Here is a 15,511-nt window from a genome sequence, read left to right on the forward strand (position 1 = left end):
CTAACGCGGTAGGTAAGTGAACGGGCGTGGGCGCTGTTACGCGCCCGTTATTTCGGTGAACGAGTGCGTTTGTTGTCGCGCTCGAGCCAGGTGGGTGTGAACCAGCAGCCACCTGGTATTGAGCAGGCGTGGCGGGATGAGCCGCGGGGGCCAGGGTTTCTTTTGCCAAAACAGGGTTGAATTCTTCACTCATTGCTTGAAATGCTTGAACAGTAAGAGCCGTTAACAGTGGAGCGTAGCGCTCGTGGCCTCTGAATTTGTACATCCCAATCCATTCCTTCATTAAAGCGTTATACTGGACGGCGCTGCGGTTGCATATGAAAGAACGGTTTTGCATGTGTGGGCGGACGCAGTCCGGGCAGCCGATCCCTCGACCACAACGCAGACAGCGAATGGAACGAATCCATGGAATTTGCTGCACACAACGCGGACAGATGCCCGGGTAGATCGGAGACAATATCGCTCGTGTACCACAGGTTAGACAAGTCGCTCCGGGTGGAGCGAGCAATCCATGCAGGCGATGGGTGAGTTGGTGCACGTGGTCTGTTATGCTGCTTAGCCAGTTCGACATTAGGTTGTTGCCTCCCTCAGTATCTATTGGTGTGTTGGCGGGTGAAGGTAGCCTTTGCGTTTTGCGATGGTGTTCATTTTTTGGATCTGGGCCACCGCTTTCACCTGGGAACGCGTACGACGGGATGATGCGAAGACGACTCTTCCTGCTGGATCATCCATAGATCGACCCGCTCTACCCGCCATCTGTACCAGAGAAGCTTCGTCAAAGAGACCATTATCCGCATCCAAAATAAATACATCGCTACGTGGAATGGTGACGCCCCGCTCCAAGATAGTGGTGGTCACGAGCAAACGTATGGTCCGTTCACGAAAAGCAATAACTTTGCTCGCCCGATCCGGATCTTGGGATGATGTTCCTTCGATATGGATTTGTGGAAACATGCGACGCATGAGATTTACAAATGCCTCAATCTGAGCGATCCGTGTCACAAAAACAAATACCTGTGCATCCCGTAGCAAGGAGGTTTGAATGCTCTTTTTTAGTGTGGCGGGCAGCTCTCGCTTCCGAATACACTCGGCGACGGTAAGCATTTTCAGTAAACGCGGTACTGGTAAAGGATGACGGTGGAAGCGGACCGGGACTTTGGCGTGAGTGAGTTTCCCTTGCGCTGCTTCCCGCTGTAGCCTAGCTGGTGGCGTAGCGGACAAGTACACAAAATGGCCATCAGGCTTGCATGAGGACGCCGCCGCATGAGCGAGCATGGGATCATTATGATAAGGAAATGCGTCGAGCTCATCGATAATGACCAGATCGAATGCCTGGTAAAAACGCATCAGTTGATGTGTGGTGGCGAGTGTGAGCTGCGCGTCTTTCCAGCGTTCGGTGCTGCCTCCGTATAGCGTAGCGAGCGAGATGCCAGGGAATGCTTTCGCCAAACGAGGGGCAAGTTCCAGCACGACATCCCGGCGCGGCGTAGCCACAAGCGCTCGTCCACCGCGCTCCAATATGTATTGGAGCAAAGGGAAAATCATTTCCGTCTTGCCGGCCCCGGTCACGGCCCACAGCAAAAACCGCCCCGGCCCATCCCCTGCGGATGGCTGGGCCAAAAACGCCAGCGCCGCGGCAGCCGCCGCGCTCTGCGCAGGGCTAAGCCCCCACCGGGCAAGTCCGCCCTCGGTGGGGACAACGGCCATGCCACGCTGCGATGCACCACGTGGCACGCCCCAAGGCACTGCGCTGCGCAGCAGCAGCGCACAGGCACGGCTGCGCCCCAGCGCGAGGCAAGCCTCGCAGTAGGCGCACGCCGCCAGGCCGCAGGCAGCGCAGGGCACGCGCTGCCCGGCAAAGCTGCCGCATCGGCGGCAGCGGGGCGCGCTGTGCGCGCGACCAAGCCACGCGAGGCGTTGCCGCCGCGTGGCAGGCCCTTCCAGGGCGGCTGCTATGCTCAGCCGCCCACGCAGGTGCGCGAGCTGCGCAGCCGCGCGCCAAACCGAGGCAAGCTGCGGCGATGTGTCCGCCAGCAGCGCCTCTGCCTCGGCCGCCAGCAATTGGCGGCCGCGAAGCCGCTCAGCTAGCAGGGCCGCGCCCCGCTCAAGCTGAGCCCACTCCCCGGCGGGATACGACTCTGGCATCCCGCCCACCTCCGCGCCTCTTTCCGCAGTAATCCCCGCTTTGCCCGCCATCTCCCCCCTAGCCTCCAGTTCCCCGGAAGCCCTCTCGTACTTTTCCAGTTTCCGCTGTATATACACCTGCCAATGCTCCTCTCCCCACTGATCCATACCTCGCTCCACCTCAAAATTCTCTACCATCCACGATGCCTGACTTAAAGGTAACTCCCTGCCTAACATCAACCATCGCGAAACCCGCTGTCCGCTCACCCCCTCAAGCCACCACGCCACATCCGCTCGGACATCCAGTGACAGCACCATCTTCCACTCTTCTTTCACTCGGCACACATACAACCCAACCTTCATCTGCTCTCCTCCCTCATTCTCCATGTCCCGAAACGCAAAAAAGCACATGCCCACCGACTAGTCGTCGGAGCATGTGCTTCATGTCCATATCTCATTTATTCACTATCCATTTGTATTATCACTATAACAATTATGCAGTTGTCCCACAAGTCGTGTAGTTTCCAAAAGCAATCGTTACGATCATTTTACCTATTCAATGAGTAGCGATAATCTTTCTTTGATCATGCGAAACTTTTTCCAATCTGCATCGTCTATACTTTTAACTTAAGATTTCTGATTTCAAAAAGGTTCTTGCTGCAATCCCCACAAGACTCCAACAGGGACAATAACCATAGATTGCATAAAAACCCATATTTAATTTAACAGCAAGCTTGGCTACAATGACAAAAAAAGACTACAGCATAAGCTGTAATCTTTAACCTCGAACATGATGAAATCCAAGCTTATTTTGGCAAGCTGGCACGACTTCATTGAAAGTGCATTCTGACTGATGACACGCTTTAGCCAGTCTGTCTCAGCAGCTTGCACAATTAATGAGCCCGACTGTTGCAAAAAAAAGCATCTACTGCTTTGGCTCACGCAAATCGATAAGGCGAAAAGAATGACTCCCAGTCTGATTCCACTGTTCCATATCCGAAGGGACAGCAGACAAGTAAGATAACTCCATTCCTTGCCTATGCATAAGCTTCTCAATAATACGAACCGTTTCGGCTTCCGTACGATCAGCGACAACCGTCAATGTGAAGCTCTTTCCACGGTAAAATAATTCCCGGCAAAGCGCTCTTACAATGCCTTCAATCCGCTGCTCCTGATTGGAAGGAATGAGCATAATCTGCTCGTAGCCCTCGGGGTCCGGACGGGAAAGATGGCGCTGGTGCATGGCATGAACGGCCATTGCCGCCAGGAAGTATATGAGCAGAATCATAGTCAGATGAGCAACCATGGCAACTGCACCTCCTCGGAAGGTCATGCTCACCCATGGCGAACATCCCTGTATACAGCAGTATATGCTGCATTCCCCGAAGGGTTACACTTGCAAATCCTAAAGCGCATATTCCATTCTGATCGACACCGGACGAAGAAGACAGGCCAGGTCGTTCAATCATTCATGCCGAAGCTTGAACATAAGTTCGCCTAACTTCACACTTTGCTCATTTTCAGTAATAAAGTCCATTAACCCGCTAACCAGTCCAACACTCTGGAATGGGCGCGAGTAAACAGAATCCTATAATTGCTATAATCAAACTGCATCTAAATACAATCGTATATTAGAGGGTAACCCAACCATATTTGATCGAGTTGATAACCGCTTGTGTACGATCATCCACTTCCATCTTCTGCAAAATACTGCTGACATGGTTTTTTACTGTTTTCTCACTGATGAACAGGAACTCACCAATCATTTTATTGCTCTTACCTTCAGCCATCAGACGCAATACTTCAGCCTCACGACGAGTAAGCGGATTATTGTCGCCAGCGACAAATTTAACGCCTGCTTCCTTCGAAGCTCCTTCGCTCATTGCCCCTGTCTCATTAAGGTACGTCATACGACGCAACTGCATGATCAGTTTGCCAGTTACTTTAGGGTGGATGAATGCATGCCCTTCATGAACAGAACGAATCGCATTGATCAGGGACTCGGCCTCCATATCTTTGAGCAGGTAGCCATTAGCACCTTTACGCAGCGTCTCGAACACATAACTCTCATCATCATGAATAGACAAGATAATGACTTTGACATCCGGGAACAGCTCACGCAATTTCTCCGTCGCTTCAACCCCGTTTTCCACAGGCATGTTGATGTCCATCAATACGATGTCCGGTTTATCCTGATTACAGAATTCGAGCACCTGAATCCCATCGCCGCATTCGCCGATGACCTCAATGTCGTCCTCCATATTTAAAATGCGTTTCAGACCTTCACGGAACAGCTGATGATCATCAGCCAAAAGAACTTTAATTGATGTCTTTCCAGTATCACGGTTTTCCATCCTGCTACTCCTTTCCCTTATCCACGTTTGTCGGGATATGAATCACTATTTTGGTTCCTTGATTTTCCGCGGACTCGATCTCTATTCTTCCTTCTAACAGTTCAACCCGCTCTCTCATCCCAATCAGACCGAAGTGGGTATGATCCTTGCTCTTCTTCGCAAGAAGCTCCGGTTTGAACCCAAGCCCATTGTCCTGCACGACAATCTTAACGAGCTGAGCCTGGTATGTAATTTCCACTACAACATAAGTGGGATAAGCATGCTTTGCAGCATTGGACAGACCTTCCTGCACGAGGCGGTAGATCGCAGCCTCCATTGCCGAAGATAAACGGTGTTCCTTGCCTCTCGTTTCAAAAAGCGAGCGGATTTTTGTTTTTTCTTCAAAATCCTGCACGTACTTCCGAAGCGTTGGAATCAATCCCAGGTCATCCAGTGCCATAGGACGCAAATTGAAAATAACTTTTCTCATTTCTCCAAGACTCGAACGAACCTGGCCTTTCAAATCTACTATTTCGGCCTGGACCATCTTAAAATCCTGCTTTATGAGCATTCTTTCTACAATTTCCGTCCTAAGCACTAGATTCGCGAGCATCTGCGCAGGTCCGTCATGGATCTCACGGGCAATACGTTTCCGCTCTTCTTCCTGGGCCAAAATTATTTTCAAACCAATCATTTGTCGATTTTTGGCGGATTCAATGATGCGGGTCACTTGACCCAGCTCACCCGACAGATACTCCAGTACAACCCCCATCTGGGAACCGATCGTCTCGGCGCGCTCCACGGAAGCTTCCACATTTTTGGCACGCTTCTGCAGATCATCCCGACGGGCTTTCAGATACATTTCCTTCTCACGGTAAATCATCAGATCCAGCTGTAACTGCGTCGCTTTCTCATACGCCTGCTTGATATCATGCTCGGAATAACGGACGAAGTCGCGGCTAACCTCAGTTAGCCGGATCCGGGAGCGGCGGTAGTTAAGCTCCAATTGATCTACTTTCTCGATCGTTTCCGCCGTCTCCTTCAGAACCGACTTCAATTCCTCGTTCAGCGTTTTCAGCTCATTCCGAGTCGAGTCCATAATCTCAAACATTTGATATTTACTGTTTTCCATGACTTGTATGGCGTTTTTTATGACGCGGTCTATGGCATCGGCTTGTAAATCCACGTTTGTTCGACTCCATTTCTATCGTTTCCGGTATATATCATACCATATCACGATGAGATGGTAACGGTCTTCGTGTTCTGTTCCCATTTTACAGTCAGTCCAAGCTGCTCTGAAACGAGTCTGAGAGGGACTAAAGTCCTACCACCAGATACGTAAGGTGCTACTGTTGCACTTTGTCTTTTGCCATTGATGATGAATTCTTTCTGGCCTACAACCAGATCAATCAGCTTGCCACCGCGCACGACGGTAACTCTTTGATTTTTGCTATCCCAGCTCGCCTGTCCGCCAAAAGCATCCAATACATGCTTGATTGGAACATATGTTGTACCATTTTTCAGTACTGGCGCAGAATCGATTGCCTTTTTCGTTCCGTTTACGGTCATGGATTTCTGTCCAAGCACCAGAGAAGCAGTTCCTGTAGGCAAGCCCACTTCACTGGATTTGGATGGCATGGTGAAAGCAATGTTGTCAAAAGCAACCGTGCCTGTCTTCGCACGCTCATCCTGACCTTCTTCCACATTCACCACATAAACCCGTTTCAGCTTCGCCGGATAAGAAATATTCAGCCCATTCAGGTCCACGTTCAGTTTTTTCCAACCATCCCAATCAATTGCCTTAGCGAGATCGGCATATACCGTTTTGCCACTGGCATCCGTAAATTCAGCACGCAGCCAGTTCAGGCTCTTATCTCCCATAACATCCATCGACATGGATGTCGCTGTTGCAGATATCTCTTTGCCAGTGGAACCGTTCAATTGGGCATATGCATACATTTTACCTATTCCTGCGGTCATGTCATAGCTCAGCTGTAACACCTTGGAGCCAGCTTTTTCACCTGTTCCCGCTGTCACGGAAGCCGATCCAGTTACACCTGATGCGTTGGTCGTGAAGTTGATCGGGTAGCTTACATTCTCGAAGTTCTCCCATATCGTTTCACTTGCCGCAGCGGAGAGCACAACCACCGTGCTGTAGCCGTCATAACGACCGATCGCATAGCCAACTTGAGCGCCAGCGTTCACGGAGGATACGGTTAATTGGTCTGCAGACACTTTACCTTTGAATCCAATAAACTCCCATGTCAGCGAATCCGCCGGAACTGTCACACTTTGTCCGTCTTTGGTCTTCGCCGTTACTGGAATGGAAATCGTTGTACCCGCTTGGAGCGATCCCAAGCCAGATCCTGCTGTCAGCGAAGCCAGTTCACTGCCACCCAGCACGGTAACTTTAATGGAAGATGAAGCACCATTACTTGTTGCAGTCAGCGTCGCTGTACCTGGTTTCACACCTTTGATCGTTCCATTGCTTACACTGACGATGCCGTTGTTGCTCGATTTCCATGTCATCTTGATATCGCCTGTCGCAATCGGGTTATAGTAGGTGTCATATCCTTTGGCTGTATACTTGCCCTCTTGCCCTACCAGCAATGTTTGGCTGCCACTCACGGCAAAGCCCTGCAGCTTACCTTCCGGAGCCGTAGAGAACACGCCCAGCGTGTTTACGACCTGACGCTGCTCTGTACCGTACTCCGTGTTGAACGTAAGCCCTGCTGTCTCCTCGCCAAGCGGACGAGTTACCATCGTTGTGGAACCGCCTCCGTCCAGATTCATGCCTTTCCATACACCAATGCTGGTCATGAAGGATTGCAGTTCAGTCAGCGACAAACCGCTGCTGTTACTGTTTTTCTCCGCTGCAATAATGTAGACATACCGACCATCTTGGGAGTAGCCGACTGCTGTTCTCGCACGAATGCCACCGATGCCGGAAGCAGCAATATCACGGGAAAAAGTAGCCGCCTTGCCACCATTCACCAGAATGGTATGTCCACCGATCATCATCTGCAGGTTGCTTGGATCAACGGTCTCCCCCGTCGTTTTGGCTTTTAACTTGTAATCCGCATTCAGCGACTGTCCTACCGCCAGGTGAGTCATAATCCATGTCGCTGCCGTTCCGTGCGCACGCAAAATGTACCCATCCGCCGGCACCGTCATGTTTAACGCCTTTTTATCCGAAATTTGGGTGATCACACCGTTCTGCACAAGTACCTCAGTTGGTGTTGTGGAAGGATCATTCGGTCGCTTCGTGGACGTCCAAGCCGGTGTATAAATATACATCGAATTGGCGTGACTGTATTTCACCGAGCTCGATTCGACCGTGTAGTCCTCTTTATTTATCCCACGCAAAGCAAACGTTGAACCATCATCTGCCTTCACGGTGCCATCGAATGAATATTCATCAATCATCGGCTTGCCGTCTTTGGTTACGGTGAGGGCATACATCCCTGACAGCTCTGATGGAGTAGATACGAGGACCCCATCCGAGACCTGTCCACCAATTGGGGCAAGTTCCCCGGATACATTGAAATAATCGCCGTTCACGGCGGCTACTGCTCCGTTTTCCTTAGCCATGCCACCCGTGCTTTGTTTACTATTCAGATTGCCGCCCTTGCCTGTCATGACATCCAGCTTCACATAGGGATTTTGTAAATCCACTTGAATGACATCTGCCAGTACGTTCACCTTCGAGCCGGAACGTGTCGTTGTATAATTGTATTTCATCAACTTCGCACCCGAAGTCAGAATTTCTTCGCTCAATTTACTTGTTGTTGTAGAGGCCGCTGCAGCCACCGACTGCCATGTACTTCCCGACCACACCTGTTGTCCCGCTCCCAGAACCGGTGCAATCCAGATCACGCCTGCCAGCGTCACAATCGCCCATTTCTTCGCCTTGCTACCCTTAACGTCGTTCAGCCGTTTCCCTTGTTTCCCCAGCATGTTTGAAACGTCTCTCCCATCTTGTATATCAATCTTAGATATCACGATCTCTACCATGTGGCAGCAGACAGCGAGATTTCTAGTATACTCTTCTATTAATAGACTACTTTTTGTGGAAAAAGTTACGCCCCGAGCCTGAATTCAGGTATTTATTGGGTTATGCGATATCCTATTGTTCTGTTATACGTTTTTACAGTCAAAAAATAGACTTCAGTTATGCTTGAGTTAGCACAACCGAAGTCTATTTGGAGTAAATCTGGCTGTTGAAACAATTGATGTAACCAAATCAACGTTGTTTCTACATTTAGGAATGTTGAAGCTAATATTTACGATGACGGTTTTGAAATGAGAAATTCACCAATAATTGTTGTTCCATCATTCTCGTACACGGTTATGCCTCGATCCATCTTCTGCTGGCTCTGCCATTGCAACGCTTCTTCAGGTGTTCGTTGTTCTGGAGCAGGACCAGGACTATCTAGTTTTAAATATAAAAAAAGACCATTTCAAGAAATGAACTTCCTTAAAATGGTCCAGTATGTTACGTATCGTTATCATGACTATTCCTAATAACATTATTGAAATATCATTTCGTTTTACAAGTATCCTAACTTATCCAACACACGCTTCAACATTACCGCTGCTTGTGCACGAGTAGCATTACCTTGAGGGACAAACGTTTTTGACGTCATACCCTGGATAATTCCTTCTTGCACTGCTTTGGCGACAGAATCCTTGGATTGGATTTTGTTGCTGTCCTTGAACTTCGATAACGTGGAGGCAGCTGAAGATTGCAGTGAGACCGTTTTTCCACCAAAATTCATAGCCCGAACCATCATAATGGACATCTGTTCACGGGTAATTGGACGGTCTGGCTTAAAGGTACCATCCGTATTCCCTGTAATGATTCCTGCTTCAGCAGCTGCACCGATATAAGCACTCGTTGTGCCACCGCCCAAAACATCACGGAAACGACCTGCTGCTGTTTGGTTCCCCGGCAGCCCTAATCCTCTAGCTACTAATTCAGCAAATTCTGCGCGTGTAATATTCTGATTTGGTCCATAGAAAGAACCGTTCGGCGTACCGATAATCCATTTGGCAGAAAGCTCTCTAATGACTGCACTAGCCCAATGGGATGATGTATCCTGGTAGTTTACGATATGTGTAACAGGAACAACCGTTTGATTGCCATTCAACTGTCCTTGGACAACCACACCATTGATAGTGGTTTTAAACGAACTAGGCACGTTAGATAGGATAAATGTACCTGGATCCATATAGGTTAACCCTGAAGTTGTCGTCGGTGTTTTCAGTGGCAATTGTATAGCGAGCAGGCTTTTAATGTTCTGCTCCACACGTAGGTTGTTATTTCCGTTAAATGCAGACAAGTATATATTCGTATTATTGCCTAACTTCTGTGCGCCTGCAGCTAGTAACAAGCCATCCAATGTACCTGCTCCCGATACCGGTACTGTCTCGATCTGCACATAAAGATAGGAAGAACCTACACTCGTTGATCCCCCCACGTCTTGAATCATGGAGGACACATCCAAACCAGACAGGGGAAGTGTCCATAGGCGATCACCATATTTGATTCCAATTGAACCCGTGCGATTGCTCGATGCCAACTGAGCCAATGCGCTTAAGGGGAAGCCGACATATGCCGAAGATTCATCAGCATTCATCTCAAATACAACAGGCTGTGCCGTTTTTCCAACCGTGCTTGCATACTCAAAGGCCTGTAGCAATTTGGCAGCATCTACGTTAAATTGACGAGTTGAGAGATTGTTGCGAGTTATTGCTGACACATTGGTAGCCGTATCGTTACTCATGACAAGAACAGCCTGACCATAACTCGATGCATCTAATTCTGTCAGCCAGGAAGGACGGCCATTCGTCTGACTGCCTGTGGAACTGCCATTAACCTGTAAGTTAAGTGGCCCGAAAGCTACAATTGTGTTATTTAATGCATCTCTTAGTGGAACGGCTCCCGGAACGTAACTAACGGTTCCCGTCTGTCCCGAGGTAGCTGAACTTGAAAGCTTCAGAGTTACTACGGAACCTGAACTTGCAGCTGAAAGTACACTTACCGAAGAGCCACCGAGCTGTACATTGAATTGCGACGCGGTAAGAGCCGTCTGAGCTTGAAGTGGTTCCTTAAAGTTAATGGACGCGGTATCTCCTTGAAGGACAGCCGAAAGAATTTTTCCGTTTCCATAGGTGTAGGTCACTGGCGCCAAATTAATGTAACCAGCCGGGTTGCCATTTAAGTCAGTTAATCTCAATGTTCCAGGCACGTAGGATAAACTAACGTTTTGCGTACTTGAAACGGCACTTGCCAATGTTAAGGTAACCAAGTCATCCTCAATCTCTGTATCATTTACAAACACTGCCTTCCCATCTACCAATACGGAGTATTGACTCTTTAGGGGCTTGTTCGTCCTGCTCAGCGGTTCATTGTAACGAATCCATAATGTAGATCCGCTTACTTCTGCGTTTTTAAATTCGGGAGCTTTCGTATCAAGACTATTACGAACGTAGAATCCACTAAAGCCCGCAAGCGCTTGTCCACGAGTGTCTTTTACAGGCCATGAGCCTGGTTCATACGATACTCTAACCACTTCCCCATTTTGTATGGAACGACTGAGGCTGAGTGTCACCAGAGAACTATTGTTGGTAGAAATGCTGTTAATTCCCACTGATGTGCCGTCAGCAGTAACACTAAACTGTCTTACAGCATCACTTGAATTGATATAGACCGTCTCTGGGTAGTACAAGCTAATCGTACTATTATAAGCTGTACCTTCACGTGGTTTGGACATGATGGAATCCAGATTATTCTCCACATCTCTGGCAGAGAATGCTGCTGCAGCGTTAAAAGACAAATCTTGAATTTTACGAGTTCCTGTTCCCGGGGCGTACGCAATTCTAACAACCTGTCCTACCGCTACACCCGTGTCCAGTACAACATAGACACTATCTCCTGAGACATAGGAAGTACTCACATTCCGGTTCTCTCCGTTAACCGTGACCGTGAAGCTGGAAGTAAACGGATCAAGACTTGAGAGCAACTCGTCATATGTCAAACGTATGATGCTATTGCTGTACATTTTAGCTGTCTTTAAAACTGGAGCGGTGGTATCCGAACCCAATGTCCTGAATGTCCATGAGTTTGTCCCATTCAATCCTGTAAACAAGTTTCCCGCGTTATCCCGCAGAAAGCCTCCTAATATATCCACAGTGTAGGTGGTATTGCTTGTTAGACCATTTAACGGAATAATCCGTAATTGTCGGTTGTTAGTACTGTTGAGTAATACTGTTGCGGGTATTGCAACACCATTTGCATTTTTTAATATAACCGCTCCAGTAATGTAAGCTGAGCTCAACTCTTTGCTGAATGTCACTGTAAGTTCACTCGTTAAAGAAACATTGCTTGCTCCATTAGTCGGAGATAACGAGGATACGGTTAATGCTGATGGATCAGAAGAAAACGCAGTGAAGTTCCATTCTCCTCGACTAATCCCTTTTACATCATTACCAACGCTGTCCCTTAATACCCCTTCAGGTATCACAACGGAGTATGTAGTGTTATTCGAAAAGTTGTTCGTTGGATCAATGGTGAGCGTTCTACCATTTATCACAATTCGCGGTGCACCTGCACCTATATCCAGTTCTTCAACAACTGTACTTCCTTGTAGAAGCTGAATTTTGCCTACACCCGCTGAAATACTATCACTGTAAGTCAGTTGTATGTTGGACGTAGTAGGAACAGAAACTGCTCCTAGATTGGGGAAATAGGAGGTTACCATAGCCGTTCCGATTCCCTTTGTACTAAATTTCCATTGTTGCGATGTCAGGCCTTTGACCACAGTCCCTCCATCAGCAGTTAGCAGGGAGCCTGAATCGAATTGTACATAGTATGTTCCTCCACGTAACATTGGATGAGCAATACTTACTTCTTTTCCTACCCCTTCAACACTCTCAGGTGCATCCGGATCTGCTAGAGTTCCCTTGATCTTTACATCCGGGCTATCCATTCTAACAGTAGCCACAGGTGAATTATCCTGAAAACGTCTGATTATTACATTTCCCACAGCGTTTTCAGACTTCTTAACCGCTTCCTTGAATCGAATTACGAGCGGTGCTGCACCATCAACCTCCGTTGATCCCACCGCAGGGATTGTAGTTTCAATCAATGTGTCGTTAAATTCATCGGCGGCATACACCGTATTTGTGTCCATAAACGGGATACCTTGCCAACCTTGAATAGACATTAGCACGATTAACAGACCGATAATCCCTCTGCGAGCCGTTCTTTTTAAAATCACCGTTCCTTCCTCCTCATCCTGTTTCATTTCAACTGTCTGATGTACAGACCTCATTATGTATGTCGGTTACATTACCAATTTTATTTAGTTAAAAGGAAATAAAAGGAATATTATTACGTTTCTCCAAAGTTCTTAATGTTTGCATACAAAAAGCCCCTGATTCCATATCGGAATCAAGGACTTTATTTAAAGATCGTATCGTTAACTTACAGACCTGCTTGCTCTTTCAAAACGTCTGCTTTGTCCACTTGTTCCCAAGGTACATCCAGATCTGTACGGCCGAAGTGACCGTAAGCAGCCGTTTGTCTGTAGATTGGGCGACGCAGATCCAGCATACGGATAATACCAGCCGGACGAAGATCGAAGTTGTTACGCACAAGCTCAACCAATTTCTCTTCGCTGACTTTGCCTGTTCCGTATGTATCCACGTTGATCGATACCGGGTTGGCTACACCAATCGCGTAAGCGAGTTGGATTTCCACTTTGTCGGCAAGACCTGCAGCAATGAGGTTTTTAGCAACATAACGAGCTGCATAAGCCGCGGAACGGTCTACTTTAGTTGGATCTTTACCGGAGAACGCGCCACCGCCGTGACGTGCATAACCGCCGTAGGTATCTACGATGATTTTACGTCCAGTCAGGCCTGCATCTCCTTGAGGTCCGCCAATAACGAAACGTCCTGTTGGGTTGATGAAATATTTAGTCTGCTCATCCAGCAATTCAGCTGGAACGACAGGCAAAATTACGTGTTCTTTGATGTCTTTTTGGATCTGCGCAAGTAGAGTCTCTTCAGCATGTTGAGTAGACACGACAATTGTATCAACACGCACCGGTTTGTCACCGTCGTATTCAATCGTTACTTGAGTTTTACCATCCGGACGGAGATATTCCAATGTACCGTTCTTACGCACTTCAGCCAAACGGCGAGCGATACGGTGGGATAATGCGATTGGCAAAGGCATGAGTTCAGGTGTTTCATTCGTTGCAAAACCAAACATCAGACCTTGGTCACCGGCACCAATGTTCTCTGTCTCGCGAGCCATTTGTTCCGGGTCACGGTTCTCCAGAGCTGCGTTAACGCCTTGGGCGATGTCAGCAGACTGCTCGTTCAGAGAAGTCAGGACGGCACAAGTATTATAATCGAAACCGAACTTGGCACGAGTGTACCCGATTTCCTTAATCGTATTACGAACGATGGACGGAATGTCCACATATTCAGACGCGGAGCTGATCTCACCGATGACAAGCACAAGTCCTGTTGCTACGGAAACTTCGCACGCTACACGAGCATTTGGATCATTCGTCAGGAACGCATCCAATACGGCGTCCGAGATCTGGTCGCAAATTTTATCCGGATGTCCTTCAGTTACAGACTCCGATGTGAATAGATGTCGGCCTTTAATAGACATTGAAGTTTCAACCTCCCATAACGAGTAGTATGGCGATTGCCCGAACAAAACATTTACGTTGATTCGTTCACTGTACCCTCGAAAGCTTTCCGGGCGGAATAAGGACGCAGGGTCCGCAGTTACGAAGATAAGGATTTTTCAGGTAATGGCCTCAACAAAAAATCAACCTTTCCCTAGCGGAAAAGGTTGCGTACCTCAACTGCCATCTTAACGTATTTGTCAAGACGTGTCAAACGGATTGGGATAAGGAAAACACCCTATAAGTGCTGCTGTGCCTGGCGTATCAGCCTTTTGGTAATCTCTCCACCGACCGATCCATTCTCACGGGAAGTCAGATGGCCCCAGCCTTTATACTGACCATAAGAGTGATCACTTACCTCACCCAGTTCAGAACCAAATTCGGTATCTGCACCAGCAAGACCTCTACCGCCATATCCCACATTCAGACCAAACTCAGCGGCAATTTCATACTTCATCTGATCCAACATCTGACGACTTTCGGGTACCACTTTGCGGTTGCTTCTAGCCATGATTCCTGCACCTCCGGTTATTGGTTGTGTACAGTTATAGAGTGAGCAGGAACAAGGCTGGCTAGCCGTATTAATGTTTGTTAGAACTGGGTAATCTGAACAAATGAAATGAATAAAAATTCTGATAAGTGCTTATCCTATTTCAGAGAATATCCACCACGTACCATGACAGTAAGGCTGTACTTGTTTCCATCTAATACCGTTATACCCCGTCCATCTCTTGGGAAAGTGAGCAAGTGATTGGTCGGTGCTGTCTGACCATTCGTCAAATCAACCCCGTCCGTCAGATCAGCTACACCATTCGTACCTTCACTGACGATCACAGCTTTACCGCTACGCACGATGAACTCCGCGCCAGATGAACCGATCAGTTGTTGACCTGGCTTCACGGTCACAATCTCAACAGCATTAGAGGCGCCAGAGACCAATGGAGGAAGTGTTGTGTCTCCCCCTGTGCTGCCTGTTCCTGTAGAGCCACTATTACTACCTGATGTATTTCCAGACCCTGTGTTCGTACTTCCACCCAAAGCCTTTTGAATTTGCTGATCCACATAACTCTTCGTCACTACCGGATCATCTGCTGTTCCTGGTTGGCTTGTACCTGCACCTATTGCCGTATTGCTGTATACAGACCCAACCCACACGCCAACACCAATCGCCAGTGCAGCCAGGGATACTTTCATATAAGGTTTCATGTGATTTATTTTCCTCCTCTGGTAATCTATTAACTTTAACTATAGAGAAAAAGTAGAGATGCGACAAGCAAAACCTCGTTTCCGTTAGGGTGGAAACGAGGTTTTGCCACTAATCCTATTAGATTATTAAGTCTGCAA

General features: G+C 48.0%; 10 protein-coding genes. All 10 read right to left on the minus strand.

Annotation, left to right across the window (positions count from 1 at the left end; translation table 11 throughout):
* Window positions 1-290: 290 nt before the first annotated feature.
* Window positions 291-485 carry a hypothetical protein gene (locus BUA17_RS30845; RefSeq protein ID WP_139295648.1) on the minus strand — a complete coding sequence of 65 codons (195 nt, stop codon included), beginning with the start codon at window positions 483-485 and terminating at the stop codon, window positions 291-293.
* A 109-nt stretch (window positions 486-594) separates the two neighbouring features.
* Window positions 595-1,845, minus strand: a complete 1,251-nt coding sequence (locus tag BUA17_RS10765) for a helicase-related protein (protein ID WP_348537070.1) — start codon at window positions 1,843-1,845, stop codon at window positions 595-597.
* 1,204 nt (window positions 1,846-3,049) lie between these two features.
* Window positions 3,050-3,430, minus strand: a complete 381-nt coding sequence (locus BUA17_RS10770) for a hypothetical protein (RefSeq protein WP_064641914.1) — start codon at window positions 3,428-3,430, stop codon at window positions 3,050-3,052.
* A 325-nt stretch (window positions 3,431-3,755) separates the two neighbouring features.
* Complete coding sequence (locus tag BUA17_RS10775; RefSeq protein WP_063567747.1) at window positions 3,756-4,478, minus strand: response regulator transcription factor; 723 nt, start codon at window positions 4,476-4,478, stop codon at window positions 3,756-3,758.
* 4 nt (window positions 4,479-4,482) lie between these two features.
* The gene (locus BUA17_RS10780) at window positions 4,483-5,643 is read right to left on the minus strand and encodes a sensor histidine kinase (protein ID WP_024631628.1); all 1,161 of its coding nucleotides are present in this window, start codon (window positions 5,641-5,643) and stop codon (window positions 4,483-4,485) included.
* Window positions 5,644-5,690: 47 nt separating this feature from the next.
* Complete coding sequence (locus BUA17_RS10785; RefSeq protein WP_072733610.1) at window positions 5,691-8,414, minus strand: stalk domain-containing protein; 2,724 nt, start codon at window positions 8,412-8,414, stop codon at window positions 5,691-5,693.
* A gap of 593 nt (window positions 8,415-9,007) precedes the next feature.
* A complete protein-coding gene (locus BUA17_RS10790) occupies window positions 9,008-12,739 on the minus strand; it encodes an Ig-like domain-containing protein (RefSeq protein ID WP_170867830.1) in 3,732 nt (1,243 codons plus the stop codon).
* Between the two features lie 206 nt (window positions 12,740-12,945).
* A complete protein-coding gene (gene metK, locus BUA17_RS10795) occupies window positions 12,946-14,148 on the minus strand; it encodes a methionine adenosyltransferase (protein ID WP_072733612.1) in 1,203 nt (400 codons plus the stop codon).
* Window positions 14,149-14,405: 257 nt separating this feature from the next.
* On the minus strand, window positions 14,406-14,678 hold the full coding sequence (locus BUA17_RS10800; RefSeq protein ID WP_053782866.1) for an alpha/beta-type small acid-soluble spore protein: 273 nt from the start codon (window positions 14,676-14,678) through the stop codon (window positions 14,406-14,408).
* A 137-nt stretch (window positions 14,679-14,815) separates the two neighbouring features.
* Entirely contained in the window at window positions 14,816-15,373 is a 558-nt protein-coding gene (locus BUA17_RS10805) for a hypothetical protein (RefSeq protein ID WP_072733613.1), read from the minus strand.
* Window positions 15,374-15,511 lie beyond the last annotated feature (138 nt).

The sequence above is a fragment of the Paenibacillus sp. ov031 genome (genome assembly GCF_900143165.1).
Classification (GTDB): Bacteria; Bacillota; Bacilli; order Paenibacillales; family Paenibacillaceae; genus Paenibacillus; species Paenibacillus marchantiae.

Bases quoted from the DNA above. Each gene is read 5' to 3' on its own strand.
- metK (WP_072733612.1), bottom strand. From the start codon at position 14,148: ATGTCTATTAAAGGCCGACATCTATTCACATCGGAGTCTGTAACTGAA.
- BUA17_RS10770 (WP_064641914.1), bottom strand. From the start codon at position 3,430: ATGGTTGCTCATCTGACTATGATTCTGCTCATATACTTCCTGGCGGCA.
- BUA17_RS10785 (WP_072733610.1), bottom strand. From the start codon at position 8,414: ATGCTGGGGAAACAAGGGAAACGGCTGAACGACGTTAAGGGTAGCAAG.
- BUA17_RS10800 (WP_053782866.1), bottom strand. From the start codon at position 14,678: ATGGCTAGAAGCAACCGCAAAGTGGTACCCGAAAGTCGTCAGATGTTG.
- BUA17_RS10775 (WP_063567747.1), bottom strand. From the start codon at position 4,478: ATGGAAAACCGTGATACTGGAAAGACATCAATTAAAGTTCTTTTGGCT.
- BUA17_RS10805 (WP_072733613.1), bottom strand. From the start codon at position 15,373: ATGAAACCTTATATGAAAGTATCCCTGGCTGCACTGGCGATTGGTGTT.